The 26445-nt window shown below is 54.3% G+C and carries 28 protein-coding genes; 20 read left to right on the top strand and 8 right to left on the bottom strand.

Annotation, left to right across the window (positions count from 1 at the left end):
• Position 1 precedes the first annotated feature (1 nt).
• The 5 genes from GGR95_RS03740 (at position 2) to GGR95_RS03760 (ending at position 4964) form a co-directional block, all read left to right on the top strand.
• The gene (locus tag GGR95_RS03740; RefSeq protein ID WP_184562955.1) at positions 2-973 is read left to right on the top strand and encodes a carbohydrate ABC transporter permease; all 972 of its coding nucleotides are present in this window, start codon (positions 2-4) and stop codon (positions 971-973) included.
• A complete protein-coding gene (locus tag GGR95_RS03745; RefSeq protein ID WP_184562957.1) occupies positions 970-1938 on the top strand; it encodes a carbohydrate ABC transporter permease in 969 nt (322 codons plus the stop codon). The genes GGR95_RS03740 and GGR95_RS03745 overlap by 4 nt, the downstream gene beginning before the upstream one ends.
• Before the next feature lie 93 nt (positions 1939-2031).
• On the top strand, positions 2032-3285 hold the full coding sequence (locus tag GGR95_RS03750; protein WP_184562959.1) for an extracellular solute-binding protein: 1254 nt from the start codon (positions 2032-2034) through the stop codon (positions 3283-3285).
• A 60-nt stretch (positions 3286-3345) separates the two neighbouring features.
• A complete protein-coding gene (locus tag GGR95_RS03755) occupies positions 3346-4212 on the top strand; it encodes a phosphodiesterase (RefSeq protein WP_246423276.1) in 867 nt (288 codons plus the stop codon).
• Positions 4209-4964 carry an HAD-IIA family hydrolase gene (locus GGR95_RS03760; protein ID WP_184562961.1) on the top strand — a complete coding sequence of 252 codons (756 nt, stop codon included), beginning with the start codon at positions 4209-4211 and terminating at the stop codon, positions 4962-4964. The genes GGR95_RS03755 and GGR95_RS03760 overlap by 4 nt, the downstream gene beginning before the upstream one ends.
• A 248-nt stretch (positions 4965-5212) precedes the next feature.
• On the opposite strand, the gene GGR95_RS03765 is transcribed toward GGR95_RS03760, so the two are convergent.
• From GGR95_RS03765 to GGR95_RS03785, 5 genes are all read right to left on the bottom strand, one after another.
• A complete protein-coding gene (locus GGR95_RS03765) occupies positions 5213-6415 on the bottom strand; it encodes an ABC transporter permease (RefSeq protein ID WP_184562963.1) in 1203 nt (400 codons plus the stop codon).
• Positions 6416-6419: 4 nt separating this feature from the next.
• Complete coding sequence (locus GGR95_RS03770) at positions 6420-7532, bottom strand: ABC transporter permease (protein ID WP_246423277.1); 1113 nt, start codon at positions 7530-7532, stop codon at positions 6420-6422.
• Positions 7533-7561: 29 nt separating this feature from the next.
• Positions 7562-8260: an ABC transporter ATP-binding protein gene (locus GGR95_RS03775; RefSeq protein ID WP_184562967.1), complete on the bottom strand. Its 699-nt coding sequence runs from the start codon at positions 8258-8260 to the stop codon at positions 7562-7564.
• Positions 8261-8272: 12 nt separating this feature from the next.
• Complete coding sequence (locus GGR95_RS03780; protein WP_184562969.1) at positions 8273-9370, bottom strand: efflux RND transporter periplasmic adaptor subunit; 1098 nt, start codon at positions 9368-9370, stop codon at positions 8273-8275.
• 91 nt (positions 9371-9461) lie between these two features.
• Positions 9462-10604 carry a helix-turn-helix domain-containing protein gene (locus GGR95_RS03785; RefSeq protein ID WP_184562971.1) on the bottom strand — a complete coding sequence of 381 codons (1143 nt, stop codon included), beginning with the start codon at positions 10602-10604 and terminating at the stop codon, positions 9462-9464.
• Positions 10605-10775: 171 nt separating this feature from the next.
• Between GGR95_RS03785 and GGR95_RS03790 the strand changes: the two genes are divergently transcribed.
• On the top strand, positions 10776-11132 hold the full coding sequence (locus GGR95_RS03790) for a hypothetical protein (protein ID WP_184562973.1): 357 nt from the start codon (positions 10776-10778) through the stop codon (positions 11130-11132).
• Between the two features lie 66 nt (positions 11133-11198).
• Entirely contained in the window at positions 11199-11708 is a 510-nt protein-coding gene (locus GGR95_RS03795) for a copper chaperone PCu(A)C (RefSeq protein WP_184562975.1), read from the top strand.
• A 46-nt stretch (positions 11709-11754) separates the two neighbouring features.
• On the opposite strand, the gene GGR95_RS03800 is transcribed toward GGR95_RS03795, so the two are convergent.
• The gene (locus tag GGR95_RS03800) at positions 11755-12186 is read right to left on the bottom strand and encodes a MarR family winged helix-turn-helix transcriptional regulator (RefSeq protein WP_184562977.1); all 432 of its coding nucleotides are present in this window, start codon (positions 12184-12186) and stop codon (positions 11755-11757) included.
• A gap of 73 nt (positions 12187-12259) precedes the next feature.
• Here GGR95_RS03800 and hmgA point away from each other — a divergent pair, with 73 nt between their 5' ends.
• The 7 genes from hmgA (at position 12260) to maiA (ending at position 18590) form a co-directional block, all read left to right on the top strand.
• Positions 12260-13621, top strand: coding sequence for a homogentisate 1,2-dioxygenase (hmgA, locus tag GGR95_RS03805; RefSeq protein WP_184562979.1), 1362 nt, complete (start codon positions 12260-12262; stop codon positions 13619-13621).
• Positions 13621-13833 carry a hypothetical protein gene (locus tag GGR95_RS03810; protein WP_184562981.1) on the top strand — a complete coding sequence of 71 codons (213 nt, stop codon included), beginning with the start codon at positions 13621-13623 and terminating at the stop codon, positions 13831-13833. The genes hmgA and GGR95_RS03810 overlap by 1 nt, the downstream gene beginning before the upstream one ends.
• Before the next feature lie 41 nt (positions 13834-13874).
• Positions 13875-15128, top strand: coding sequence for a fumarylacetoacetase (gene fahA / locus GGR95_RS03815; RefSeq protein WP_184562983.1), 1254 nt, complete (start codon positions 13875-13877; stop codon positions 15126-15128).
• A gap of 20 nt (positions 15129-15148) precedes the next feature.
• Positions 15149-16099 carry an MBL fold metallo-hydrolase gene (locus GGR95_RS03820; protein ID WP_184562985.1) on the top strand — a complete coding sequence of 317 codons (951 nt, stop codon included), beginning with the start codon at positions 15149-15151 and terminating at the stop codon, positions 16097-16099.
• Between the two features lie 75 nt (positions 16100-16174).
• On the top strand, positions 16175-17794 hold the full coding sequence (locus tag GGR95_RS03825; RefSeq protein WP_184562987.1) for an FAD-dependent oxidoreductase: 1620 nt from the start codon (positions 16175-16177) through the stop codon (positions 17792-17794).
• Positions 17795-17796: 2 nt separating this feature from the next.
• Positions 17797-17976, top strand: coding sequence for a DUF2783 domain-containing protein (locus GGR95_RS03830; protein ID WP_184562989.1), 180 nt, complete (start codon positions 17797-17799; stop codon positions 17974-17976).
• Complete coding sequence (gene maiA, locus GGR95_RS03835; RefSeq protein ID WP_184562991.1) at positions 17973-18590, top strand: maleylacetoacetate isomerase; 618 nt, start codon at positions 17973-17975, stop codon at positions 18588-18590. Before GGR95_RS03830 ends, maiA begins: the two co-directional genes overlap by 4 nt.
• 199 nt (positions 18591-18789) lie before the next feature.
• Here the strand turns inward: maiA and GGR95_RS03840 are convergent, their stop codons facing one another.
• Complete coding sequence (locus GGR95_RS03840) at positions 18790-19872, bottom strand: trypsin-like peptidase domain-containing protein (RefSeq protein WP_184562993.1); 1083 nt, start codon at positions 19870-19872, stop codon at positions 18790-18792.
• Between the two features lie 137 nt (positions 19873-20009).
• On the opposite strand from GGR95_RS03840, the gene GGR95_RS03845 reads away from it, so the two are divergent.
• The 3 genes from GGR95_RS03845 to GGR95_RS03855 all read left to right on the top strand — a co-directional run bounded on the left by GGR95_RS03845 (position 20010) and on the right by GGR95_RS03855 (position 23071).
• Complete coding sequence (locus GGR95_RS03845) at positions 20010-20681, top strand: winged helix-turn-helix domain-containing protein (protein WP_184562995.1); 672 nt, start codon at positions 20010-20012, stop codon at positions 20679-20681.
• Entirely contained in the window at positions 20678-22009 is a 1332-nt protein-coding gene (locus GGR95_RS03850; protein ID WP_184562997.1) for a sensor histidine kinase, read from the top strand. Before GGR95_RS03845 ends, GGR95_RS03850 begins: the two co-directional genes overlap by 4 nt.
• A gap of 96 nt (positions 22010-22105) precedes the next feature.
• On the top strand, positions 22106-23071 hold the full coding sequence (locus GGR95_RS03855; RefSeq protein ID WP_184562999.1) for an NADPH:quinone oxidoreductase family protein: 966 nt from the start codon (positions 22106-22108) through the stop codon (positions 23069-23071).
• 2 nt (positions 23072-23073) lie between these two features.
• Here the strand turns inward: GGR95_RS03855 and GGR95_RS03860 are convergent, their stop codons facing one another.
• The gene (locus GGR95_RS03860; RefSeq protein ID WP_184563001.1) at positions 23074-24051 is read right to left on the bottom strand and encodes a DMT family transporter; all 978 of its coding nucleotides are present in this window, start codon (positions 24049-24051) and stop codon (positions 23074-23076) included.
• A gap of 81 nt (positions 24052-24132) precedes the next feature.
• On the opposite strand from GGR95_RS03860, the gene GGR95_RS03865 reads away from it, so the two are divergent.
• The 3 genes from GGR95_RS03865 (at position 24133) to GGR95_RS03875 (ending at position 26405) form a co-directional block, all read left to right on the top strand.
• A complete protein-coding gene (locus GGR95_RS03865; RefSeq protein WP_184563003.1) occupies positions 24133-24648 on the top strand; it encodes an SRPBCC family protein in 516 nt (171 codons plus the stop codon).
• A gap of 66 nt (positions 24649-24714) precedes the next feature.
• Positions 24715-25647 (top strand): ABC transporter ATP-binding protein, encoded by a 933-nt coding sequence (locus GGR95_RS03870; protein ID WP_184563005.1) that lies wholly within the window; start codon positions 24715-24717, stop codon positions 25645-25647.
• Positions 25644-26405 (top strand): ABC transporter permease, encoded by a 762-nt coding sequence (locus tag GGR95_RS03875; RefSeq protein WP_184563007.1) that lies wholly within the window; start codon positions 25644-25646, stop codon positions 26403-26405. Before GGR95_RS03870 ends, GGR95_RS03875 begins: the two co-directional genes overlap by 4 nt.
• Positions 26406-26445 lie beyond the last annotated feature (40 nt).

Raw genomic sequence — 26445 nt, forward strand, 5'->3', positions numbered from 1 at the left:
AATGGCCGTTGTAGAAACTTTGCCCCAAAATCACACCCGCCGCCGTACGCGTTCTCACAAAAGTACTGCTTGGCTTTTAACTGCACCCGCACTGGCCCTAATGGTGGTGATTTTGCTCGTGCCAGTCCTGAGCGCCTTTGTCCTGAGCTTCACTGATTATTCGCTGGCCGCCCCAGAGGTAAACTGGGTGGGTTTCGATAACTACGAAAAGCTCTTTACGCGATCCTCCTATGAGAAAATGCTCTGGGCAACCTTCACATACGTTGCTGTTGTCGTCCCGCTTTCGGTGGGCCTTGGCTTGGGGGCCGCGCTGTTGATTAACTCACTGGCACGCGGGAAAGAAATCTACAAAACTATCTATTTTCTACCAGTGATGGCGACACTTTTGGCCATGGCAATCGTGTGGGAATTGATGCTGCATCCTACCATCGGGATCGTTAACCGCACATTAGAATTGGGCTGCGGCACTGTGATTGAGAGCCTTTGGCCATGGCTGGCGAATGGCTGCGCCAATGGGATGCCATTGTGGCTGGGTGACAAAGATTATGCTCTTTGGGTCGTTTGCTTTATCGGCATCTGGCAAGGGTTTGGCTTTAATATGGTCCTCTACCTTGCAGGGCTAACAGGTGTGCCGCGTGATTTATATAACGCTGCTGAAATGGATGGGGCACGTAGCGCTTGGGAACGCTTTCGCTTGGTGACTTGGCCGGCTCTCGGACCAACAACCGTTTTCGTGGTCACTATTACTTGCATCCGTTCTTTTCAGGTATTTGACACTGTCGAAGCCCTATTCCCGCAGGGCGGCGGGCCTTCAAAGTCCGCCTACATGATGATGTTTGCGATCTATGAAAAAGGCATCAAGCAAAATCTCATCGGGATTGGCTCTGCGATCACAATGCTATTCCTGGTTTTTGTGATGATCATCACCCTCATCCAACGGCGATTGACAGAACGTAAGGTACATTACTCATGACACGTATTGGCGAATTTTTCAAACATGCCTTACTACTACTTGGGGCGTTCATTGTTATCGTCCCCTTCTACCAAATGGTTAGCTACTCGCTTAAATCTCCTGCCGAAATCGAACGTGGCATTGGCGGGTTTATGGGGTCACAAGCCCTGATGATTGATGAGCGCTGTGTCGGTAGCAACACGCCAGACCGTGTAGATGTCGAAGCTGCCCGCACGGATTACCCCAGCCTTAGTGATAGCGATATCCTCGGGGCCTTGCTTGAAAAAGTGCGCGAGGATTGCAAGGTCCGCCCTGCCATCTTTAACTATAGAAGCGCCTTCAAAGAAGCGCCTTTAATGCGCTATTTGTTGAACGGGTTGATTGTTACAGGATCAATCTTTTTGTTGCAGGTCATCGTGGCATTACCCGCGGCTTATGCCCTCTCAAAGCTGAAATTCTGGGGGCGCGAAACAGTCTTTGGTTTGGTCCTTTTTTGCCTTTTGATCCCTGTTCATGCAATCGCTTTGCCTCTTTATATCGGCCTCGCGAAGTTGGGCTTGATCAACACATACGCGGCGCTGATCATCCCTTGGACCATTTCGGTTTTCGGCATTTTCTTAATGCGGCAATTCTTCATGACCGTTCCGGACGAACTCATCGATGCCGCGCGAATGGACGGGATGGGAGAACTCAACATCGTCTGGCGTGTCATGTTGCCTACGGCTGTGCCGGCGCTGATGGCTTTTGCGATCTTTAGTGTGGTTGCGCATTGGAACGATTATTTCTGGCCCCGCATGGTCGTTACTGGGGATCGCAGCCTTTTCACTCCGCCGCTTGGGTTGCGTGAATTCAAAGCTGACATCGACGGAAGCCTTTATGGCCCGATGATGGCCACGGCCACCGTGATAGTGACACCTCTGATCGTCGCTTTCCTACTGGCCCAGAAAAAATTCATCGAAGGCATAACGCTAAGCGGCATGAAATAGCCAATTGGCCTTTCCCAATCCGGCATCGCCGGAACAACAGCTCTGGTGTCAATTCACCCTTGCCAGAGCATTTTGCAAACTGGAGACAGACAAATGATCCGTACCACCCTCGGCGCTGTTGCAATGGCAGCTGTCACGACGCAGATCGCACTGGCCCAAGAGCCCGTCACCATCGAATTCGCCTATCCATATGCATCTTCTTTTGATGTGACGTTTGATGCAATAGTCCCGAAATTCAAGGAGCAGTATCCGAACATTGAGGTGAAGTTCCGCTCTGCATATGAACAATATGAGGATGGCACCAACACGATCCTGCGAGAGTCAATTTCGGGTAACTTGCCTGATGTCACCATGCAGGGCCTGAACCGTCAGCAGATCCTAGTTGAAAAAGGCATCGCTCGTTCACTCACACCTTTCATCAACAAGGAAGCAAACTTCGAAACCGATGGGTATCATGCTGCAATGCTTAAGCTGTCGACGTTTGATGGCGAAGTTTATGGCTTGCCTTTCGCGGTGTCTCTGCCCGTTGGATATTACAACATGGATGCACTGGCGCAGGCCGGAGTGACGGAAACGCCAAAAACATGGGATGAAATGATTGGCGTATGCAAGAAATTGATCGCAAGCGGGTCTAACAATCCAGTTTACTGGAACTGGGCAATCACGGGTAATTGGTTCTTGCAGTCCTTGATGTGGACCCAAGGCAAACCTACTGTTGAAAACGACCGCTTGACGTTGGATAGCCCTGAAGCACTCATCGCTCTCAAGACGATAAAATCCATCGTTGACGGTTGTGAGATGAAAAACCTGACTCCAGATCAAGCGGTTGCATCATTTTCGGCGGGTGACTTGCCAATGTTCTTCTCGTCGACTTCTTCAGTGGGGCGGGTTGAACGTGCCAAGAGCGATTTCAACTTCTCCACTGCGGCATTCCCTGGCTTAGTTGGGACGCCCAAAGGTCTCCCCGCTGGCGGCAATGCTGCAATGCTAACCTCCACATCCGAAGATCCAGAAGTTCTGGCTGCGGCATGGACTTGGCTCACCTTTATTACATCGGGCGAAGGTGCCGCAGAAGTCGCCAAAACAACAGGCTACATGCCGCCAAACCAAGCCGCCAATGACATCATCTTGGCTGACTTCTATGGCCAGAACCCAAACAAGAGAACAGCTGTTGATCAATTGCCGCTACTTAGCGACTGGCAAGCGTACCCTGGGGCGAATGGTTTAGCTATCACGCAGGTGATCTATGACAGCCTGGAAATGATCGCCACCGGTGAGGCCGATGATATGGAAGAGTTGCAAGAAGAGATGGTTGAACAGGTCAACGATCTTTTGCCTGCCAACTAAACCAACTTTGCGCCGAACCCCGTCAAGGGTTCGGCGCTTTTCTCATCAAAGGTTAGAACTATGACAAATCCATTGAAATTCATCAACTTGACAGACACCCATGTAATCGGTGGCGACCGGCTGTTGTATGGCGCCAATCCCGCGCGTCGTCTTGCCCGCGCAGTGGATAGTATTATTTCAGATCACGCTGACGCGGCTTTCGTTGTTGTGACTGGTGACATGACTCATTGGGGCGATGCCGATGCATATGACGCGTTTGCGCGTGAAATCCATCGGTTACCGATGCCAGTGCATCTGATGGTTGGCAACCACGACGATGGTGTTGCTTTTGCTGCGACTTTCCCTGATGCCCCACGTGATCCGGCAGGATTTGTCCAGTTCACTTTTGACACCCCGCACCACAAAGCCATCTGTATTGATACTAAAAAGCAGGGCACTCACGCAGGAGCATATTGTGCTGAACGATTGTCTTGGCTCAAACAGCAGCTTGAGCAATCAGAAGAGCCGGTTTTGTTGTTTATGCACCACCCTCCGTTTCCAGTTGGTATCAAGGCGATGGACAACATCATGATGCAAGACGCTGATGTGTTTCATGCAGTGATTGAGCCACATAAACACCGTATACAACATCTCTTTTTTGGCCATGTTCATCGCGCCATCTTTGGCAATTGGAGGGGTGTTTCCTTTTCGTGTATGCGCGGGTTGAACCATCAGGTGGCGTTAGACCTAAATCCGGAAGCCAACAATGTACCAGGTGACCTAGCGCAACCCGCATACGGTGTGGTTCTTCTTTCAGATGACCTTGTGGTTGCACATATGTTTGAGTTTGCCGAAGCGTCGCCACGGTTTTCGCTTGGTGCGCCTGAAGGCGTGGACAACGTAAGCTACCAACTGAACATGCGACATGAAGGTTTTACAGATCTATGAACGAACCCGAGATTCATTCAGATGTAGGAAGTCGGCAAGATAAAACGCGCGTCCAATCTGCCCAGAAAATTCTGTGCGATATCGATGGGTGCCTGATTTCGGGCTCCCGCGTTCTGCCCGGCGGGCATGAGTTTGTTAGGCGCTTCGCCGATAAGCTGGTGCTGGTTTCAAACAACTCGACGGACACAAAAGTGAGCTTGCAAGCGCGTCTGAGTTCCCTTGATTTGAACCTGCATACGGATCAATTTTTTCTGGCAGGGGAGGAGACTTTGGCTTGGTCGGTAGATCATTTTGGCCCGGGTCCGATGTTTCTTTTGGCCAATTCTCAAATGCAGGCTGCCGCCGCTGCAATAGGTCTTGTCCACTGCGCTGATCAGCCGCGTGCAATAATAATTTGCCGTGATACGGAACTAACGCTTGGACGTCTTGAGGCGGCTCTGTTGCATATTGTCAAAGGCTGCCCAGTTATTTTGGCTAATGACGATATCACTCATCCTGGTGAAAACGGGCCGGCCATCGAAAGCGGGGCGCTGTTACATCTGCTGGAAAAATGTCATGCTCCCAGTCAGGTTATCCGTATCGGCAAGCCGATGCCGAGGTTGCTGTTGAGGGCCTTGGGGCAAGTCGATGCAGATCAAGCTGTCATGATCGGTGACAACCCGAAAACAGATGCGTTAGCCGCACGTGCCGCTGGCATTCATCCCATACTTGTCGGCGCAACAACACAGCGCTGGTTGGAACATTTCTTATGATTGAACGGCCACCAGTTTCTTAGACAGCTTGCAATTTCCGTTGCTGTTCTCTTTCAAAACAATGAATGGATATTTCCAAAACGGAAGAACTATGCGTCGCCCCACCTGTCTGGCTAGCTAGAGCGTATCTCCTACGACCGCCAATTCAGTAAATGGCAATGTTGTGAAGAGGACCGTGCCAGATCTAAGGCGCTGAACATGCGTGGCTGCGAAAGCGGATGTTGCAGCAATACTAGGAGCCTGCCTTATCACCCCGATGCACGCAGTGCGGCGGTTAATGGTAAGCGTGTTGCGGCAAATGCGGGGATCGCGCCGCCCAGAGCTCCAATTGCAAGGCCAAGCAGGCCGGCGTTCAGCATGACATCGCCTGTGACCGAAAGTTGAAATCCAATGCTGGCATTGTTGGCGCCCACGGTGCTGGCCTGCCAGCCGTTGAAGCCCAGCCATGAGGCTAGAATGCCGAGTACGGCACCGATACAAGCCAGTGCGATGGCCTCAAACCAAGTTGCCAGACAGGCCGACAGACGGCTAAATCCAAGTGCGCGAAGGGTGGCTATCTCGACGGTTCGGTCGGCAACTGAACTCATCATGGTGTTCAACGCCCCCGCCGTCGCGCCAATGGCCATAAGCAGTGCAAGCGGCCAACCGAAAAGCTGAATAATATCCGCTGTGCGCCCCGCCTGAGCGGCGTAAAGATTAGCCTCTGAGACGGCCAGCAGGCGTGTTTGCGAGATGTTTTGGAGCTGAACATTGAGAGAAGAAAGGCTTGATGCATCGTGCAAACGCAAGCGCAGGCTTTGAACTTGGCCTTGGCGATCAAAGGCGGCGCGTGTGGTCTCAAGATCGGCCCAAATCTCGGATTCAAATGCACTTCCATTGGATGCGAAATGTCCAACGACAGTCCAATCTAACGCCCCCAGTCGTACCGTTTCACCGATTTCGAACCCGGGAAAGTCCGCTGCAATGCGCGCACCGACCACAATTTCACGGGCACTAGGGCGAAAAAGACGCCCGTCGGAAAGGGTAACGCCGTCGCGGATCAAAGGCCCGCTTGCATCCATACCGCGCAGTGCCAATGTTCGCGGCAGCGTGTCTGCTTCAGGGGTGAAACCGATCGTGACAATGATCTCGCGCGATGCAATCAGGCTGCCTGCCGCATCACGTGTCACGCCGAAATCACCGCTCATGGCTTGCAGATTTCGGATTGCATCCGCTGGAATATCCGAACCCATTTCTTGATTGGTCCCGCCGCCCAGAACGACGGCGATATCTGACGAACCTGCCCCTTCAAGAGCTTGCTCAAACCCTTTGCTCATGGCCAAAAAGCCAGCAAGTACCGCGACGACCAGTGCCACTGACAGGACCATTGACGTTGAAATCGCAAGGCGACGTGGCAGGCTGAACAGGTTTGCACGCGACATGATGAAGGTCTGTTTGATGTGATTTGACATGATATTACCTTGTTCTAAAAGCAGAAACGATGGGTGTACGCATTGCGTTGAATGCAGGCAAAGCGCCGGTTGCTATTCCCAGAATGAAAATGATGGCGGAGGCTTTGGCGATAATCATTGGCGTCAGCGTCAGGCCAATTGCAGGTCCTGCAAGCACCGTGGCTAGTTTGGTTAACGCCAGCCCTACGCCGCCACCGACGATAAACACCAATAGCGTTTCAGCCAGCACCAGCATCATGATCCGCCGCCGCGAGACCCCAAGTGTTTTCAATACACCGATCTCAAACCGTCGTTCGCGGACCGCGAAAATCATCGTGTTGATGATGATCATCAACAGCGTGACAAAGGCCGCACCAGTCACGAGGTTTACGATCATCCCGACATCCGCATATTGCCGCATAAAGGCTTCGAGAAACTGTTTTTCCGACTGGGTGCGTGTTGGCGTGGCTGAATTCGCAAAGAGCGCGTCAATCTGCACGGCGAGTTCACTGGGACTGACGCCCGCACGGGGACGCAGAATAAACGCGCTGACTGTATCTTGTGCCAAGGCCCTGCTGGCATTGACATAATCATAATGTGCGATTGCGAAATAGGTATCTGTACTGGTGCTTTCACCCTCAAATATGCCTGCTATTTCAAAACGCCAGTTTCGGATGCCGTCTTGTTTGGCGATCTGAAAAGACGTCACGGTAATACGCTGGCCAACAATCCATCCATTGGCATTGGCAAGCGCTCGCCCAACCAATAACCGGTCGCGTGCCCCGCCAAGTGCCTCGATCAAAACTGGCGTCAGGCCAAGCTGTGGGCCAGTGACGGCCATGAGCCTCGCGGGATCAGTCGCGCTGACTGAAACGACGTTGTTTTCTGTTTCAACAAAACCACGCAGACGGGTCATATATCCGACAGTCTCGACATCCGGTTGCGACGTGATCCGTCCCAGATAGGCAATCGGCAACGGTTGGGATTGGCCTGCCACGCTTGTGACCCCAAGGACATCCTCGCTGGCGGCAGACGATCCTTGTGATCCAGCGACAAAACTCGCTGTCAGCCCATAAATGAGAAATGCCACCGCAACGCAGATGATCAAAAGCACAGTGCGGAGTGGCTTTCTCCACATATTTTTTCTTGCCAGTTTGGAAAATGTCATCACGCGGCTCTTTTCTCTTCAACGAAATTCCCTTTGTCGAGGTGCAAGACCCGCTTGGCGTATTTTGCAGCCTCGGGATCATGCGTGACCATGATGATGGTTTTTCCCAGTTCTTGATTGAGAAACCTCAGCATCTGCAAAACGTCATCCGCAGATTTGCGGTCCAGATCACCGGTCGGCTCATCACACAGCAACAGGCCGGGATCTGAGACAATGGCGCGTGCAATCCCAACGCGTTGCTGCTGACCACCGGACATCATCGACGGATATTGCCGTTCGCGACCTGACAGGCCGACCAGATCCAGAACTTTGCGGACTCTGTCGCGTCGATCCTTTGCCGACAGAGGTTTAAGAAGTAGTGGCAGCTCGACGTTTTCGGCAGCGTTCAGCATCGGCAAGAGGTTATAGAATTGGAAAACAATGCCCATGTTATGCGCCCGCCAAGACGCTCGAGCACCTTCGCCCATCTGGTTCAGATAGCTGTTGCCAATCCTCAGCTCGCCTGCATCGGGGCGGTCAATCCCCGCAAGCATGTTCAGCAGCGTCGATTTGCCAGAACCAGAAGGTCCCATGATCGCAACAAAATCGCCATTTGGAATATCCAGATCAAGGCCGTCAAAGATAGAGATCGCCTCGCCGCCGATCTTGTAGCCCTTTTGTAGGTGGCGAATGGAAATATAGGGTTGGGTATTAGTCATGGTCTCACTCTCCTAATGTGTTGCGGGGATGGGGGCGGAAATGCGGATGCGCACCGCCATGTTGGGGCGAATGCCTGTCGGCGGTGCATCAAAACGCAGTCGAATAGACACCGTCCCTTTCGCGGCGGAAACCACGGGGGCGATGCGGCTCAGCTCAATGGCAAAGGGCGTGTCGGGGAAGCCATCCAAGACCGCCTCACCACGCAAGCCGGTTTGCAGTAATGCTATGTTTGCCTCGGCCACATCGGCGTCGATGACCATCGCATTAGTATTGGTAATCGTTAGCAGGCCTTGGGCATCGCTGCTCGCAAGGACCCTGTCACCGACACTTGTATTCAATTGTGTGACGGTGCCGCTGATTGGCGCACGGACAGACAGGGCGTCGACGGGTTCACGGGCGATGCGGATTGCCAGTTCTGCAAGCAAAACGCTTTGCTTGCCTTGCGCCACTACGTTCTGTGCGATTTGCAAGGCGCTGTTTGCCTCATCAACCTGTAAACCAGAGGCGACATTACGTGCGGCAAGCGCAGTGACACGCTCAAGCGATGCCTGAGCCTGAGCCTGTGCAATTTCATACCCCGCCAAAGTAAGTTTTGCCGAAACCAATGCGGCCCTTGCCTGCTCTAGGGCAAAACGGGCCTTTGCATCTTCAAGCACAGCGACAATCTGGCCAGCTTCAACCCGCGTGCCGACCTCAACGGCGAGGTCATCCAATATGCCCCCGTATTTGGGAAACAAAGCGATTGAATGCGGCGCGACCACATAGCCAGAACCAGCAATTTCCTGTGGCATTGCGACGGGCAGCCGCCTAACGGCAGACCCTTCGTTTGTTTGGATTGCAACCTGTTCGGCTGGCGTCGCGATTTCAGTCGCTGCCGCGTTGGCAGACAAGGTCGCAGGATCACGCCCGCCCAATCTTGTGGACGTCATAATCTCGGGCCAAAACATAACGGTCAGGCTTGATATTGCCACCAAAGAAATCAGGCCGACAATAATGATGAAGCGTCGGGCCTTTTTGCCCGATGTTTCTATTGCTGATGCCACTGGCTCAAACGAAAGCGATTTGAGGGTCTCGGCGATTTTGCGGTCATGTGGGTTTATCTGGTTCATACCGCCAAGATGGACAAACCGGATCAGCGGCGAGACCTAAAACAGGATTCAGGCGGCCTCGATCACGATTTAGTCCTTGAGGGCCATCGTATCAGACAGGGGTTTTGTGCGTTTCGCGCCATTGAATCGGCGACATATCTGTGACGCGCCGGAATTCACGGTTGAAGTTTGATTTGGTCTGAAACCCCACATCAAACATGATCTCTGTCACCGAGTTTTCGGTTTTCTGTAGCAATATACATGCTTCGGAGATTCGGTATTCATTCACATATTGCGACACGTTTTTTGCCATGGCGCGGTTGATTGCCGAAGATATGTGGCGGGCTGTTATACCAGTTTTGCGCGCTAGCCGGTCAAGGTTAAGATCGGGGTCACGGTAGATGCGTTTCGCCTCCATTATGGCCTGCAATGCTGTAAGAACCTCGCGATCTTCACTGGTGTCGACTTCCTGCTCGCTTCCTTTAGGCTCGGTAGGCGTCTGGCTTTGACTTGCCGAAGCCGCCGCAACCGACAAAAATAAAAGCCCGGCAAGGTTTCCCGCGGTAATCGCAGGTATTGCATAAGCGCCCCGCGCCCGCACAAAATCCAGAAAGACAAAACCATCCAGTGCCGCCGTGAAAAGCAGAGCGCCAGCGGCGAACATGATCGCACGATATGCAGGCTGCACACCTTCAAAGGGCGCAAGCTGCAGCGCATCCGTGCCAGGCCGTATCAGGAAAATAATCGCCAGTGCATATCCAACAAACAGCAAGATAAGCGCTGGATCAATAGCGTCGCGCCACAGCACAGTCATGCATAAAATTGTCACAGCCGGAATCGCATTCAACCCGCTGCGCCGCGCCAATGACTGTCGTGGTACCCTGACCAATTTGGACACCCCAGCATAAGCCAGCGCAGGAATTGTGGCTGCAAGAGTCGGCGAGATATACTTGATAGCCTCCACCCCGTATCCCCAGCGAAGTCCGGACAAAAACGATTGCACAGCAACTGCGAAAATCAACGCGAGAAATGGCCAATTGCGAGGCTTTTCATCACCGTGCCTTGCGACGGCCAGCAGCAAAACAAGTAACAAGATCGCAACAATAAATGGAAATGGAACAAACAGCACGGGCAACCCTTGGAAATACGATGAATTATCTGGGCAAGTATGGCTTGCCCCGCCAAAGTTCGCGACCTTTATCGTGATCGAGGTATTGTTCTGCAAGTAATAGGGTGAAGCGTGCCAGAACAGCATCGCTGTCTGTTCTCAAAGCCGTCGTTCAAGCCAGCGCAACTGCTGTAGAATGGTTCAAGTGCATCCGAAGCTTTGACTTAGGGAACCGTGACACCCCACGACAGGCAATGGACGTGAATGTCGCAGGCAACGGTACTGGCGTTGGCGTTGGCACTGCTGTAATTGCGAGGCATGATCCGCTCTCTATATATCTTGCTTAGGCATAGTGTGCTGGCCGCCTTTGTTTTGGCGATGCTGGCCTTGCCTTTTGTACAGCGTGCCGGTGCGGAGCCTGTGACAGCAGAACTCACCCAATTTATTTCGATGGGTGGCAAACTGTCGGATATTTGTGGCGAATTCGGCGGTCATCGGGCAGGGGGCTGCGAAAGCTGCAACATCTGCGCTGGGATGGTCCTGCCGCAGTTTGCGCAACTGCTACGCCCGTTGTCCGCGCCAACCCCACTGGATGTGGTGACGGTAGGTCAGACAGATTCACATCCCCCAGCGGCTGAGACAACACCCCCTGTACGCGCGCCACCGCGCGCGTGATGTAGTGCCCGATTTACTTATATTACATCACGCGCGGGTTACCCGACGCGATCTACAGGAAAACACATGAAAACTCTTATTAAAGCTACCGTTGCGACTTTTCTTTTGGCCACTGCCGCACAGGCACATGATTATACGAAAGAGGGGATCGCAGTCGGGCATCCGATGGCGTTTGAAACGGCTAAAAATGCCAATGTCGGCGGCGGCTATATGACTATCGCAAATACGTCTGATAACGCGGACAAACTGTTGGAAATCCGTGCCGACGACATCCCGCGGGTGGAACTGCACCTGTCGCAAACCGATGAAAACGGTGTTGCACGTATGATCAAACAAGAAGGTGTCGACATCCCCGCAGGCGAAACTGTTATGTTCCAGCCGGGCGGTCTGCATGTCATGTTCATGGAACTGGGCGGCGATCCTTTTGAGTTGGGTGAAAAGATCAAAGCGACATTGGTCTTTGAAAAAGCAGGCGAGATTGCAGTGGAGTTCAACGTGGAAGAACGCTCATCTAATGGTCACGGCGAAATGGATCACGGTAAAATGGACCACTCCAATATGAAGAAATCTGACTAACCACACCGCCATATCCACAGGCAGGGCGCGGATAGCTGCGGCCTGCCTATAGTTTGGCGATCTTATTCAGGCAGCGATTCAACACCTCACGCTCTTGTGGCGTGAAATGCGCCGCCAGTGAGGCGTCGTAGGACCGTGCTGACTTGTACAAATCCGCATAGACGACCAACCCTTGTTTTGTCAGTGACAATGTTTCATGGCGGCGGTCTTGTTCTTGGGTTGAGCGTAACAGATACCGTTTTTTCTCCAACGCGCTCACGGCGCGACTGACTTTGGTTTTATGCAGGGTTGCGCGTTCACATATCGCCTTGGCTGTCATTTCGCCATAACGCCCCAGATGAAACAACACCCGCCATTCCGTGCGCAGCATACCATACTGCTGGCGGTAGAATTTTTGAAAACCGATGCTGGTTGCCTCTGCAGCTTGGTTCAGGGCGTAGGGCAGAAAGCTGCTTAGATCGAAGTCTTCATCTGACATTTTTGGAACTTACCTGTTGTTAGTTACAAAACTAACTAATACCTGCTAGGGTAACGTGTAAAGGGGGAGCCACATGACCAAAGATATTGCACCGCATAACATGCAAACCGGAGCCACCACTGTTGGAACAACAGAGGGATATATGCCCGGTTTTGGCAATGACTTTGAAACCGAGGCCCTGCCTGGCGCGCTGCCGCAGGGGATGAACTCTCCGCAAAAGGTCAATTATGGCCTGTATGGAGAGCAGCTCAGCGGGACAGCATTTACCGCCCCCAGCCACCAGAACGAGCGGACATGGTGTTACCGTATTCGCCCCTCGGTGAAACACACGCACCGCTTCGAAAAGATCGATCTGCCGTATTGGAAATCCGCGCCCCATGTTGACCCTGATGTGACTTCTCTGGGTCAATATCGTTGGGATCCTGTACCGCATTCGGACCAGCCGCTGACATGGTTAACTGGCATGCGTACAATGACCACGGCGGGGGATGTGAATACCCAAGTCGGCATGGCCAGCCACATTTATCTCGTCACAGAGTCGATGAAAGACGCTTATTTCTATTCCGCCGATTCCGAATTGCTGGTTGTCCCCCAAGAAGGCCGCCTGCGTTTCGCAACAGAGTTGGGCGTGATCGACATTGAGCCGCAAGAAATCGCTATCATTCCACGGGGTCTGGTGTACCGCGTCGAAGTGCTGGAGGGGCCTGCGCGCGGCTTTGTTTGTGAAAACTACGGGCAGGAATTCCACCTCCCGGGCCGTGGCCCGATTGGAGCCAACTGCATGGCCAACCCGCGCGATTTTAAAACGCCTGTTGCTGCGTTTGAAGACCGCGATGCGCCTTCAACTGTCACGATCAAATGGGCGGGCCAGTTCCATGAGACCAAGATCGGCCATTCGCCATTGGACGTGGTCGCGTGGCATGGCAATTACGCGCCGTGCAAATACGATCTGCGCACCTATTGTCCCGTTGGTGCGATCCTGTTTGACCACCCTGATCCGTCGATCTTTACCGTGCTGACCGCCGATAGCGGTGTTGAAGGCACGGCGAACATTGATTTTGTGTTGTTCCGTGACCGTTGGATGGTGGCCGAGGATACCTTTCGTCCGCCATGGTACCACAAGAACGTCATGTCGGAGCTGATGGGCAATATATTTGGCATTTATGACGCCAAGCCCAAAGGCTTCATTCCGGGCGGGATGAGCCTGCACAATATGATGTTGCCGCACGGGCCAGATAAAAACGCCTTTGAAGGGGCTTCCAATGCTGATCTCGGCGCGGAAAAGCTGGAAAACACTATGTCGTTTATGTTTGAAACCCGCTTCCCCCAGCATCTAACCCAGTTCGCGGCCAAAGAGGCACCGCTACAAGATGATTACATCGACTGCTGGACTGATCTGGAAAAGAAATTCGATGGAACACCGGGTAAAAAATAATGGAAACTGCACTGATCATCATCGGGTTTATCGTGTTGTGCATCATCGGCATCGCATGGGACTATTATAAGCCAGCGCGCTTCCGTTCCAGCTATCGCAATGTCAAAACACGCGGCGAAATCGGCGGAGGTACTGGCGGTAGCGGTGGTTCAGACTGGTCCGGTGACAACTGGGGTGGTGACTGTGGCGGCGGTGATGGCGGCGGCGATTGATACACATGTGAAACCTTCACACAAAGACCAAAGGAATGAATATGACACTGATGAAATCTTGGGTAGAAAGCGCCAACAGCGCTGACAGTCAATTTCCCCTCAACAACTTGCCTTACGGCGTGTTCACCACCAACAGCCTTGAGCCGCGGTGCGGTGTGGCCATCGGTGACATGATCCTTGATATGTATGCCGCCGAAGAATCCGGCTTGATCGAACTGGCAGAAGAACCTGTATTTGACGTGCCGTATTGGAATGACGTGATGGAGCTGGGGCCAGAAGCATGGGCCGCCTTGCGCAGCCGTTTGCAACAACTGCTGGCAGATGGCTCGTCCGAGCAAGCCACCGTTGCGCCTTTGCTGGTTCCAATGGCCGATGCCCGTATGGAACTGCCGATGGTCGTGGCGGAATTTACTGATTTTTATGCAGGCAAACATCACGCGACAAATGTAGGCACGATGTTCCGTGGGGCGCAAAACGCGCTGCCGCCGAACTGGTTGCACATTCCGATCGGTTATAATGGCCGCGCTTCTACCGTTGTTGTATCGGGCACGGACATCAACCGCCCCAACGGCCAGACCAAAGCCCCCACCGCAGAGCTTCCCTCTTTTGGGCCGTGCAAACGTTTGGACATTGAGCTGGAAATGGGCGCGATTGTCGGCAGTGCTTCGGAAATGGGCCACCCTGTTTCGGTTGCCCAAGCGGATGAAATGATCTTTGGTTACGTTCTGCTGAACGACTGGTCCGCCCGTGACATTCAGGCGTGGGAATACCAACCGCTTGGGCCGTTCCAAGCCAAAGCATTCGCCACATCCATCAGCCCGTGGATCGTGACCCGCGCCGCATTGGAGCCTTTCCGCACCTCAACCCCCGAGCGTGAGTTTGAATTGCTGCCGCACCTGCAAGAGCCTTCGCCGATGTTGTATGACATCGATTTGAGCGTAACCTTGCAGCCTGAAGGCGGCGATGCGGTGACGATCTGTGAAACCAACTATAACGAAATGTACTACTCTGCTGCGCAACAGCTTGCGCATCACGCCAGCTCGGGCTGTGCGATGACGCCGGGTGATTTGCTGGGTTCTGGCACCATCTCGGGCGAAGAAAAAAACCAGCGCGGCAGTTTGCTTGAACTCAGCTGGGGCGGCGAAGAGCCGATAGATATTGGCGGCGGTCAAACCCGCAGCTTTATCGAAGACGGCGATACTCTCACCCTGCACGGCGCTGCAAAAGGCGATGGCTATCTGATCGGTTTCGGCACCTGTGCCGGCACGATCAAACCCGCCGTTAAATTCCCATAAATCTACGTTAGGACACTAAAATGGCCAAAGCATTTGCCTCCCAAGGCGACATGACCGAAAAAAACATCACCTTTGACGAGATCGGCCGCGATCTCTGGGCGTTTACCGCCGAGGGCGACCCGAACTCTGGCGTGATCATCGGCGACGACAGCGTGATGATCGTTGAGGCGCAAGCGACCCCACGCCTTGCGAACAAAGTGATCGAAAAAGTACGCAGCATCACCGACAAACCGATCAGCCATGTTGTGCTGACGCATTATCACGCGGTGCGCGTACTGGGTGCATCGGCGTATGGTGCGGATCAGATTATCATGGGCGAAGCCGCCCGTGGCATGGTGATGGAGCGCGGCCAAGAAGATTGGGATTCCGAATTCCAGCGCTTCCCCCGCCTGTTTGAAGGCCATGAATCGATCCCCGGCCTGACCTTCCCAACCACTACCTTTAACGACCGCATGACAGTGCATTTGGGAAACCGCCGCGTTGATCTGATGCACCTTGGCCGCGCACATACGGCGGGTGATATCGTCATCCATGTGCCAGATGAAAACGTGATGTTCACGGGTGATATCGTCGAAGACCACTCCGCCTGCTATTGCGGTGACGGGCATTTCGCCGATTGGGGCAACACGCTGGACGCGATCAAAGCCTATGATGTGAACTCCATCGCGCCGGGTCGTGGTGGTGCGTTGATCGGCAAAGAAGCCGTGAACCGTGCGATCGAAAGCACCCGTGATTTCGTCAACTCCACCTACGCCCCAGCCGCACGTGTGGCTGCCCAAGGTGGCACGCTCAAGCAAGCATGGGACGCAGTGCGCGCCGAATGTGATCCGAAGTTCGCTGATTACGCGATCTATGAGCATTGCCTGCCCTTTAACGTGGCCCGCGCCTATGACGAAGCACGCGGCATTGCGCATCCCCGCATCTGGACTGCTGAGCGCGATCTGGAAATGTGGGCTGCGCTGCAAGGCTAAGCTGCGCCATGAAAACGACAGCGGGCGCATTCTGAGGAGGGCGCGCCCGCCTATCACCATCGGGAGGAACATAAATTGGTCGCTACACGCTACAAAACCGCTTTCCAACTCTACCCCTATGCCAAAGTCGCGGCCCAAGACAGCGCGGCTGTGCGTCACCCTGTCGTGATCGTCGGGGGCGGGCCAATCGGTCTCGCTCTTGCGCTGGATTTGGGCCTCAAGGGTACGCCTGCGCTGGTGTTGGATGATCATGATGGTGCGGGCCTTGGCTCCAAGGCGATCTGTTTTGCCAAACGCACGTTGGACATTGCCAACCGTCTGGGCGCCAGCCAACCGATGGTGGATAAAGGTGTGGTGTGGAATGTCGGCAAGGTGTTCCATGCCGATGACAAAGTCTTTGATTTCAACCTGCAACCAGAAGCAGGCCACCGCAACCCTGCCTTTATCAACCTGCAACAACCGTATTTTGAAAAATACCTTGTGGACGCGATCAACACAGCGCAGGCAAAAGGCGCACCGATTGAAATTCGGGGCCAAAACTGTGTGACTGCGCTGGAAAATCACGGCAACTATAGCACGCTGACAGTGCATACCCCCGATGGCCCTTACCAACTAGAGGCGGACTACCTGATCGCCTGTGATGGTGCGCGCTCGCCCCTGCGCGACATGATGGGCCTCAGCTTTGATGGCCGCGTGTTTGAAGATAATTTCCTGATTGCTGATGTGCATATGAAGGCCGACTTCCCGACCGAGCGTTGGTTCTGGTTTGAGCCACCCTTTAAGGGCGCAGGCCAGTCCGCCTTGCTGCACAAACAACCCGATGACATCTGGCGGATTGATTTCCAATTGGGGTGGGATATTGACCGCGAAAAGGAACTGGACCCCGCCCGCATCCGTGCGCGTGTGGATGCAATGTTGTCTTCGCAGGCGGGTCATGTGCCTGAGTACGAACTGGAATGGACTTCCATTTACACGTTCCAATGCCGCCGCATGCAAAAATTCCGCCACGGCAATGTAATCTTTGCGGGCGATAGCGCCCATCAAGTTTCGCCGTTTGGCGCACGGGGTGCGAATTCCGGCGTGCAGGATACGGATAATCTCGCGTGGAAGCTGGATCTGGTGCTGAAGGGGGTGGCCGATGACAGCCTGTTGGACAGTTATGCCTCCGAACGTGAACATGGTGCAGATGAAAACATTCTGAATTCCTCACGTGCTACGGATTTTATGACGCCCAAATCAGACGTCTCCAAAACCTTCCGTAACGCGGTGCTGGAACTGGCGGGCAAACATGCTTTTGCGAGGCCAATGGTTAATTCTGGACGCTTGTCTGTGCCGTGCAGTTACATCGGTTTTGATCTGTTTGGCGAAGACGCGCTGCAAGGTCCCGACACCGCACGTCCCGGCATGACCTGCCCCGATGCGCCACATGGCGAAGGGTTTATTCTCGATCACCTTGGCGGTGGTTTCACCCTGCTGGCAATAGGCTGTGAGGCAACAGAGGTTGCGGCGCATGGGCTTAACGTTTCAACAGTCAACGTTGCCACCCCATCACCCGAATTGCGCAGCCGCTATCTGGGCGATACCCCTAGCGCGGTCTACTTGATCCGTCCTGATCAGCATGTTGTTGCGCGCTGGGCGGGCTTTGATAGCGGTGCAGTTTCAAACGCGCTTAAAATCGCAATCGGAAAGGCCTGATCATGCTGAACCTTACTCCCAATTTGCCTGATCCTGACGGATTTTACGAAGAATTGATCCGCGCCCATACGGACCTGAGCAAAGAGCAAAGCGATGCGTTTAACGCGCGCCTGATCCTGACGCTGGCCAATCACATCGGCGACCGTGCAATCCTGACCGCCGCGCTGGAGGCCGCCAAATGAGCGGCGTTGTTCTATGGGATTATCCCAAATCGTCAGCCAGTTACCGTTTGCGCATTGCGCTGAACCTCGCGGGCATCGACTATGAGATCAAAACGGTCGATTTATTGGCCAAGGACCACCTGAGTGCGGATCATCTGGTGCGCAATCCGCAGGGTTTTGTGCCTGTGCTGGATATTGACGGCCACCGCCTGACGCAATCTCTGGCGATCCTTGAGTATCTGGACAGTACCCGTAATCTTGGGTTTTTACCCACCGATCCCGCTCTAAGGGCAAGGCAAACTGCACTAGCACACGCTATTGCAGTTGATCTGCACCCTGTCTGTAACCTGTCGGTTGCGGGCTATGCCACCCAAGGCCAAGAACCGGCCCGCACCAACTGGATGCGCCATTTTATCGCGCCGCGCATGGCAGCGTTTGAAACGATGTTGGAAGGGTTCGATCAAGCGCCTTATTGCTGTGGCGATAGGCCTAGCCTTGCCGATATCGTGCTGATGCCGCAGGTTTATAACGCAGACCGATGGGGCGCGGATTATGCGGGTTGCACCCGCATCAAAGGGGCAGCACAAGCCTGCGCTGCGCATCCCGCCTTTGTCGCCGCGCATCCTGACCGCTAGATCTCTTGTGGATGAAGTGATGGCTGACGCCTATCACTGCATGACAGCCGAAGAAAAAGGCGAGGGTGGTATCGCTTGTTGGGGAGCCATTGTGCAAAAGTAAAAAGCCCCGACGCTCTGGAGGGCATCGGGGCAATCTGCCGATTGAGGGAGGACTCGGCAGTTGGCGCACTGCGAGGCTCAGTGCGCCAAAAGGGTGTTAGGTTTTTTGCGGGGCAAGCACGCCGATGGTGACATCCATCTTCATTTCCTTGCCACGGCGCAGCACGGTGAGGGAGGTTTTATCATCGGGATCTTTTGCCGCTACAGCGCGGGTTAGATCGCGTAGCGTGTCGATTGCAGTGCCGTCAAAATCAAGAATGATATCCCCACGTTCCAATCCTGCTGTATCGGCGGGGCTGTCTGCTGAAACTGCTTCGACAACAGCCCCTTTAGAGGCGTCATAGCCCAGAACATTGGCGACTTCATCGCTCATCGGGCGGATGCTGACGCCCAACCAGCCACGTGTGACCGATCCGTCAGCGCCCAAATCGGCAACAACTTCGCTCACAACATCGGAAGGTACAGCAAATCCGATCCCTACAGAGCCGCCGTCCGGTGACAAGATTGCGGTGTTCATGCCGATCACATCGCCTGCATTGTTAAACAGCGGTCCACCCGAGTTGCCGCGATTGATCGCTGCGTCGGTTTGGAGAAATTCATCATAAGGGCCAGAATTAATGTCTCGTGCCTTGGCGGAAATGATGCCCGTGGTCACGGTTGAGCTGAGGCCAAAAGGATTGCCCACAGCGACAACTTCGTCGCCCACGCGCATATCATCGGAGGCACCGAATTTGACAAATGGCAGGTCCACATCCGCTTTGATCGACAGCAGCGCGATATCTGTGGCCACATCGGTACCGACAACCTCAGCGTCAAACTTGCGGCCATCCGTTAGGGTCACCCGCACGGTTTGTGCGTCTGCGACGACGTGATTATTCGTTACAATCTTGCCGTCAGCCGAGATCAAAAAACCCGATCCCAAACCGCCCCTTGGGGCGCCTTGTGACATTTGATCTTCCAGCTGTTTGCGCAGGGCTTGGGGGATATTTGGGGGCAGTTGCATGCCTGCTTTGGCGAGGCTGGTCACTTCAATGAACACCACGGCAGGTGCAACTTCTTCCACCAGATCGGCATAGCCGCCTGCGGGCACGGCAAAAGCTGCGGTCGGTGCTAGCATTGGCGAGAGGGCCATTGCGGCTGCAAGGGCAAGGGGGGCGGATTTGGAGAGCAAAGATGTCATTGTTGTTCCTCGTGCATCTGGTTGCGATTGAGCTAAAGATAGGTACCCCAGATTACGGGAAAGCCCCTCTCTCCTATACAAAACTGTAACCCTCAATCTGGATGCAGTGCGCCGCGAGTCGCGCTATATAGGGTGGTATGAAAATACTAGTGATTGAAGATGACACCACCACAGCGACCTATATTGCACGCGGTCTGCGTGAGGAGGGGCACGTTGTGGATGTGGCAAGCAATGGCCGCGACGGGCTGATTGCGGCAACAGGCGGGGGCCATGATGTGTTGATCGTGGACCGGATGTTGCCGCAGGTGGATGGGCTGTCGTTGGTTAAAACTCTGCGTGGTACCGGCAATGCAACGCCTGTGCTGTTTCTCACGGCGATGGGATCGGTCGAAGACCGCATCGGCGGGCTGAACGCTGGGGCGGATGATTATCTAGTCAAACCTTTTGCTTTTGGTGAACTCTCGGCACGGGTTGCAGCGCTTGGCCGTCGCCCGCAGGCGGTTGAGCAAGAGACAACATTGCAAGCAGGTGATCTGACGTTGGATTTGCTGACGCGCCGAGTCACACGCGAAGGGCAGGTGATTGATCTGCTGCCGCGTGAATTTACACTGCTGGAGTTTTTGCTGCGCCGTAAAGGGCGTGTACAGACCCGGACCATGCTGTTGGAAGGGGTTTGGGACCTGTCGTTTGATCCGATGACCAATGTTGTTGAAACCCACGTCAGCCGTCTGCGGGCAAAGGTGGATAAACCTTTTGCAACAGAGTTGATCAAAACCGTGCGCGGTGCTGGATACAGGATCGACGGATGAGGCGGCTATGGCGGTCTATGCCGCTGCAATTGGCGCTGGTGTTGGTGGTCTTGTTTGGCACGGTAAGCCTGCTGAGCCTTGGTGCCAGCTATGCGTTCAGCCGTTCTGCGTTTGAGCAATCCATTCGCGACGATCTGGCCCAAGACATGGCGGGCTTTCGCGCGGCCCCTTCATCGCGGGCACTGGCTGCACTGGTGCAGGCCGAATCCGAGGGAACAGACCCCGACCGATTGGTGCTCAGCTATGTGACTCGCACAGGCCAAATTTACGGTAATGGAGCCGTGGCGCGAGATGATGTCGGCTATCACATCATTTCATTGGAAGACGGGCGTGCCGCGCTGGACGGTGAATATCTGGCGCTCAGCTCGCTACTTTATGGCGGGCGTTTGACGGTGGCCCGCAGCCGTGCCGAGATTGAGGCATTGCAGCCGGTGTTTTTGAATATCCTGTGGATCAGTCTATTGCCAACGGTCTTGATTGCGTTGTCTGGTGGTCTGTTCCTTGCGCGGCGTTCACAGCGTCATGTGGAAGTGGTGGGCGGCGCGCTAGAACGGTTGACCGGGGGGGATTTGGCGGCGCGGGTTGTGATCGGCCCACGGTGGTCGGATGATCTGTTGCGCATCGGTGCTGCGGTGAACGGCATGGCAAATGCCCAAGAGCGGTCGGTCACGGCACTGCGGCAGGTTTCATCGGACATCGCCCATGACCTAAAAACCCCTGTGCAGCGGGTGTCCTTGCAGTTGGACGAATTGGCAGGTGTGGTGGCCGAGGGCGCAGCGGCTGATCTGGTGGCGCAAACCCGTGCTGAGGTGGATGGCATTTCAGCGGTATTCAACTCTTTGCTGCAATTGTCACAAGTGGAAAATAGTGCGTTAAAAGAAGGGTTTGCACCCGTTGATTTGGCACGTTTATGCAGCACGATGGTCGAAGTTTATGAACCATCCGCAACGACACAGGCGCAAGCCTTGGTCTATGTTGGCCCTGAACATCTGGAAATACAGGGTGAGAAAAATCTGCTGGGGCAGATCGTTGCCAATTTATTGGAAAATGCCCTGCGCCACACAGGCGAGGGTGCCGCAATTGAGGTTGCATTGGTCAACGGCGTTGATGCGGTCGCGCTAACCGTCACCGATAACGGGCCGGGTATTCCCGCGGATGAACATGCCCGTGTGACGCAGCGCTTGTATCGCTTGGACCGCAGCCGTAACACGGCGGGGAATGGCTTGGGGCTCAGTCTAGTTGAGGCCGTAGCAAAGCTGCATGAGGCGGAATTGTCTTTTGTGGATATGCAGCCTGGATTGCGGGTGCAGTTGCGCTTTCCGGTTTAATCCGCAGGAACGGCGCGTCACTTGTGCGTGGATGGCTTGAAAACGGTTAGGCTGCGCGACAGTGTGGCGGAAACCAAAATTCAAGGAACCGCCACTATGTACGCCATGCAAGTCACCGCCTTTGATACCCCATTGTCCCTGTGTGAATTAGAAACTCCAAAGCCTGCGGCAGGCGAAGTGGTGATCCAAGTCGCGGCCTGCGGTTTAAATTTTGGCGATACATTGTTGATCAAAGGCACCTATCAGGAAAAACCGCCGTTGCCTTTTACGATGGGCATGGAAATGGCCGGAACGATCAGCGCTGTGGGGCAGGGGGTGCGCCATTTGCACGTGGGTCAACGCGTTGCGGCCTATAGTGGCAAAAACGGATTGGCGGAATATGCGGCTGTGTCTGCTTCGGTCTGTGTACCGATCCCTGATGCCATGCCTTTCACGGATGCGGCGGCGTTCTTGATCACCTATGGCACCAGCCATCTGGCCCTAGAGGACCGCGCAGGTCTGAAACCGGGCGAGCGGTTGCTGGTTCTGGGTGCGTCAGGCGGTGTGGGCCTGACGGCGGTTGAACTGGGCAAACTCATGGGGGCTGAAGTGATCGCCTGTGCGCGCGGCGCGGCCAAATTGGAGATATGCAAGCAGATGGGGGCCGACCACCTGATTGATTCCGATACGGCTGACATTCGCGACACCGTCAAAGCGCTGGGCGGGGCGGATGTGCTGTATGATCCCATTGGCGGCGACCAATTCAAGGCCGCATTTCGCGCCTGTAACCCCGGTGCGCGGCTGTTACCCTTGGGATTTGCCAGTGGTGAGGTGCCGCAAATTCCTGCGAATATTTTGCTGGTGAAAAACATGACTGTGCTGGGTCTGTACATCGGTGGCTACGCCAAGCTGAACCCGAAAGCACTGACCGACAGCTTTGAGACACTGATCAACTGGTATGTGGCGGGCAAGATTAAACCGCATGTGAGCAATGTGCTACCGCTGCGTGATGCAAACGCAGGGCTGGACCTGCTGCGCCGCCGTGAGGCGACAGGCAAGGTTGTGATTGACGTGATGGCCTAGGGTTAATGCGGTCTGGGCACGGCGCGTTTGGTTATCCGTTTGGCTTTGGCGCGTTCGCGGAAGAATACAAACAGACCTGATGACAGGATCAGCGCGATGCCTGTCCAGACTTCCCATGTGGGCAGTTCGGCAAAGATGATCACGCCCCACATCACAGCCAGTGGCAGGCCCACGTATTCGAACGGCGCAACTGTTGCTGCATCGGCGAGGCGGTAGGCTTGGCTGAGGCAGTAGCCGATCAATGCGCCGTTCACGCCCATCCCGATCAACACCCACCAGTCTTCGCGTGCGGGCCAGACCCACGCGCGCAACAAGAACTGCACAGAGCCATTGGTTGACCCTTCTGCGAACCTGCCATCGCCCGCAACAAAGAAAAAGCCGATTGAGACGATCAGAAATGTGGCCTGAATATAGATAGAGAGCATAGAAGCGGGTGCCTTGATCCCGAGTTTGCGCGTCATCAACTGATTGAGCGCATAGGCCAGCGCCGAGAGAACAGGCAGCAGCAAAACAAGGCGCGATACTTCGAGGGACTCTGAGGGCTCCCAAGGGCGCTGCATGATCACCACCCCGATGAAGCCGACCAGCACGGCGCCTAAACGTAAGGGGCCTACTTTTTCTCCCAAGATGGGAATCGACAGTAGGGTGATAAACAAGGGGGCTGCAAAAAACAGAGCGGTGGCATCGGCCAGTGGCAACACGGCAAGTGCAACGAAATAGGACATGTTGGCAATCACAACCAACACGCCGCGCGCGATGTGCAGCAGTGGCTGGTCCGTGCGCAAAGCGGCCCAACCGCCCTCGAATTGCAGGAAAACACAACTGACCATAATTGCGATCAGCGCTCTGAAAAATACAATCTGGTGCAGTGGATAGCCGCTGGAGAGTTGCTTGATCAGCATGTCATTGAGGGAAATGCACAGTACGCCGAACAGCACAAAGGCAATTGCGGGGCCTGCGCGGTTCGCGGCTTGTATCATGTGTTCACATTCATCAATTCCATTGCGACTGTCCAGAAAAATTCATAGCGTAGACAGCAACCAGCTGAGGAGCCTAAGCCCATGCAAATGTCCGACACCCGCCAGATCGCCGCCACACCCGCGCAGGTTTATGCTGCCTTGCTGGATCCCGAAATGCTCAAATCTTGTGTGCCCGGCGCGACAGAGGTGGAGGGATCACCCGAAGAAGGGTTTGTAGCGACAGTTGTGCAAAAAGTTGGGCCTGTGAAGGCAACCTTCAAAGGTGAAGTCACGATCAGCGATATGGTGCAGGACGTTTCTTTGCGTCTTGATGGGGCAGGCAAAGGCGGCGCCGCGGGCTTTGCAAAAGGCGGGGCAGATGTGCGCTTGGTTGAAACCGAGGGCGGTTGTGAGCTGAGCTATGATGTAGAGGCCAAAGTTGGCGGCAAGCTGGCTCAATTGGGCAGTCGGATCATTGACGGTTTTGCAAAGAAAATGGCGGATCAGTTTTTCAACAACCTGCAAGAAACGCTTGAAGGCCCTGCTGAGGGAACAAGCGTTGAAACCGCCGAGGAAGAGCCCGCCAAGAAGGGCTGGTTCGGTCGCGCCAAGTCGTAAGGCGCCAGCTACTTGTTGGGGGCCGCATTTCGGACTAGGTAGATGGGCCTAGAGCCGGAGACTGCCATGCCCCCAATCCTTAATGTAACAGACTTGCGTAAATCCTATCCAGACGGGTTTGAGGCGCTTAAAGGGATCGATCTGCAAATTGATGCAGGTGAAATCCTTGCCTTGCTTGGCCCCAATGGGGCGGGAAAAACGACCTTGATTTCAACGATTTGTGGCATCGCGACGGCCACCTCTGGAACCGTGACTGTCGGCGGGCACGATACGATCAAGGATTTCCGCGCTGCGCGGGCGATGATCGGTTTGGTGCCGCAAGAAATCAATCTGGAACCCTTTGAGAAAGTGATCAGCACAGTTAATTTCTCACGCGGGCTGTTTGGCAAACCTGCCAATCCTGCGTTGATCGAAAAAATTCTGCGCCAGCTTTCGCTTTGGGATAAGCGCGATAGCCAAATTCGGGCATTGTCAGGCGGCATGAAACGCCGTGTGTTGATTGCCAAAGCGCTTAGCCATGAGCCGCGTGTGCTGTTTCTGGATGAACCCACTGCCGGTGTCGACGTAGAGCTGCGCCGCGACATGTGGGAGATTGTCGCCGATTTGAAACGGGACGGTGTCACGATCATTCTGACAACACATTACATTGAAGAAGCCGAAGCAATCGCTGACCGCATCGGTGTGATCGCAGATGGTAAAATTCTGTTGGTCGAGGATAAGGCCAAGCTGATGGCGCGGATGGGCAAGAAGGAGCTTGAGGTTCAGCTGTCCCAACCGATCACTGAAATCCCTGCTAGCCTTGTTTCGGATCGGTTGCGCCTCTCTGATGACGGCACTGCCTTGATCTATAGCTATGACACACAGAGCGAGCGGACGGGGATCACCACACTGCTATCAGATGTGGCTGCTGCTGGTTTGGTTTTGCGCGATGTGGTGACACGACAATCAAGCCTTGAAGATGTTTTTGTGGACCTCGTCCATGAGGGGGAAACACGATGAACTGGATCGCCGTAAAATCAATCTACATCTATGAGATGACGCGGTTTTTCCGCACACTCACGCAGAGCTTCATCTCCCCTGTGCTGTCAACATCGCTCTATTTTGTGGTGTTCGGCGCAGCCATCGGCAGCCGCATCCAAGAGGTCGAAGGTGTGAGCTATGCATCTTTCATCGTGCCGGGCTTGATTATGCTGAGCGTGATCACGCAGGGGATCTCTAACGCCAGCTTTGGCATTTATTTTCCGAAATTCATCGGGACGATATTTGAAATGCTCTCGGCACCCGTGAGCTTTCTTGAAATTGTCATGGGCTATGTCGGGGCAGCGGCCAGCAAAGCGTTGTTCATTGGTCTGGTCATTCTTGGCACTGCCTATCTATTTGTCGATTTTGAAATACAGCATCCCTTTGCTATGGTCGGCTTTTTGGTACTGACCTGCATCAGTTTTTCGCTGATGGGGTTCATCATCGGCATCTGGGCAGGCAGTTTTGAGCAGTTGCAACTGGTGCCATTGCTGATCATCACGCCACTGGTTTTCCTTGGCGGCTCTTTCTATTCAATCTCGATGTTGCCACCCGTTTGGCAAATAATCTCGCATTTTAACCCTGTCGTATACCTGATCTCGGGTTTCCGCTGGTCGTTTTTTGGTGCGGCCGATGTGCCAATCGGGCTGAGCCTGCTGGCCATTGCGGGTTTTACGGCGCTCTGCCTGTCCGTTATTTGGTGGATATTCAAAACAGGGTGGCGCATCCGGCAATAATCTTTGTGTGCGCCTTGTTGCCAGCGGTCTGCGACTTTAC

The sequence above is a fragment of the Sulfitobacter undariae genome (assembly GCF_014196805.1).
Classification (GTDB): Bacteria; Pseudomonadota; Alphaproteobacteria; order Rhodobacterales; family Rhodobacteraceae; genus Sulfitobacter; species Sulfitobacter undariae.

Bases quoted from the DNA above. Each gene is read 5' to 3' on its own strand.
- GGR95_RS03740 (WP_184562955.1), top strand. From the start codon at position 2: ATGGCCGTTGTAGAAACTTTGCCCCAAAATCACACCCGCCGCCGTACG.
- GGR95_RS03745 (WP_184562957.1), top strand. From the start codon at position 970: ATGACACGTATTGGCGAATTTTTCAAACATGCCTTACTACTACTTGGG.
- GGR95_RS03750 (WP_184562959.1), top strand. From the start codon at position 2,032: ATGATCCGTACCACCCTCGGCGCTGTTGCAATGGCAGCTGTCACGACG.
- GGR95_RS03755 (WP_246423276.1), top strand. From the start codon at position 3,346: ATGACAAATCCATTGAAATTCATCAACTTGACAGACACCCATGTAATC.
- GGR95_RS03760 (WP_184562961.1), top strand. From the start codon at position 4,209: ATGAACGAACCCGAGATTCATTCAGATGTAGGAAGTCGGCAAGATAAA.
- GGR95_RS03765 (WP_184562963.1), bottom strand. From the start codon at position 6,415: ATGTCAAATCACATCAAACAGACCTTCATCATGTCGCGTGCAAACCTG.
- GGR95_RS03770 (WP_246423277.1), bottom strand. From the start codon at position 7,532: ATGTGGAGAAAGCCACTCCGCACTGTGCTTTTGATCATCTGCGTTGCG.
- GGR95_RS03775 (WP_184562967.1), bottom strand. From the start codon at position 8,260: ATGACTAATACCCAACCCTATATTTCCATTCGCCACCTACAAAAGGGC.
- GGR95_RS03780 (WP_184562969.1), bottom strand. From the start codon at position 9,370: ATGAACCAGATAAACCCACATGACCGCAAAATCGCCGAGACCCTCAAA.
- GGR95_RS03785 (WP_184562971.1), bottom strand. From the start codon at position 10,604: ATGCTGTTCTGGCACGCTTCACCCTATTACTTGCAGAACAATACCTCG.
- GGR95_RS03790 (WP_184562973.1), top strand. From the start codon at position 10,776: ATGATCCGCTCTCTATATATCTTGCTTAGGCATAGTGTGCTGGCCGCC.
- GGR95_RS03795 (WP_184562975.1), top strand. From the start codon at position 11,199: ATGAAAACTCTTATTAAAGCTACCGTTGCGACTTTTCTTTTGGCCACT.
- GGR95_RS03800 (WP_184562977.1), bottom strand. From the start codon at position 12,186: ATGTCAGATGAAGACTTCGATCTAAGCAGCTTTCTGCCCTACGCCCTG.
- hmgA (WP_184562979.1), top strand. From the start codon at position 12,260: ATGACCAAAGATATTGCACCGCATAACATGCAAACCGGAGCCACCACT.
- GGR95_RS03810 (WP_184562981.1), top strand. From the start codon at position 13,621: ATGGAAACTGCACTGATCATCATCGGGTTTATCGTGTTGTGCATCATC.
- fahA (WP_184562983.1), top strand. From the start codon at position 13,875: ATGACACTGATGAAATCTTGGGTAGAAAGCGCCAACAGCGCTGACAGT.
- GGR95_RS03820 (WP_184562985.1), top strand. From the start codon at position 15,149: ATGGCCAAAGCATTTGCCTCCCAAGGCGACATGACCGAAAAAAACATC.
- GGR95_RS03830 (WP_184562989.1), top strand. From the start codon at position 17,797: ATGCTGAACCTTACTCCCAATTTGCCTGATCCTGACGGATTTTACGAA.
- maiA (WP_184562991.1), top strand. From the start codon at position 17,973: ATGAGCGGCGTTGTTCTATGGGATTATCCCAAATCGTCAGCCAGTTAC.
- GGR95_RS03840 (WP_184562993.1), bottom strand. From the start codon at position 19,872: ATGACATCTTTGCTCTCCAAATCCGCCCCCCTTGCCCTTGCAGCCGCA.
- GGR95_RS03845 (WP_184562995.1), top strand. From the start codon at position 20,010: ATGAAAATACTAGTGATTGAAGATGACACCACCACAGCGACCTATATT.
- GGR95_RS03850 (WP_184562997.1), top strand. From the start codon at position 20,678: ATGAGGCGGCTATGGCGGTCTATGCCGCTGCAATTGGCGCTGGTGTTG.
- GGR95_RS03855 (WP_184562999.1), top strand. From the start codon at position 22,106: ATGTACGCCATGCAAGTCACCGCCTTTGATACCCCATTGTCCCTGTGT.
- GGR95_RS03860 (WP_184563001.1), bottom strand. From the start codon at position 24,051: ATGATACAAGCCGCGAACCGCGCAGGCCCCGCAATTGCCTTTGTGCTG.
- GGR95_RS03865 (WP_184563003.1), top strand. From the start codon at position 24,133: ATGCAAATGTCCGACACCCGCCAGATCGCCGCCACACCCGCGCAGGTT.
- GGR95_RS03870 (WP_184563005.1), top strand. From the start codon at position 24,715: ATGCCCCCAATCCTTAATGTAACAGACTTGCGTAAATCCTATCCAGAC.
- GGR95_RS03875 (WP_184563007.1), top strand. From the start codon at position 25,644: ATGAACTGGATCGCCGTAAAATCAATCTACATCTATGAGATGACGCGG.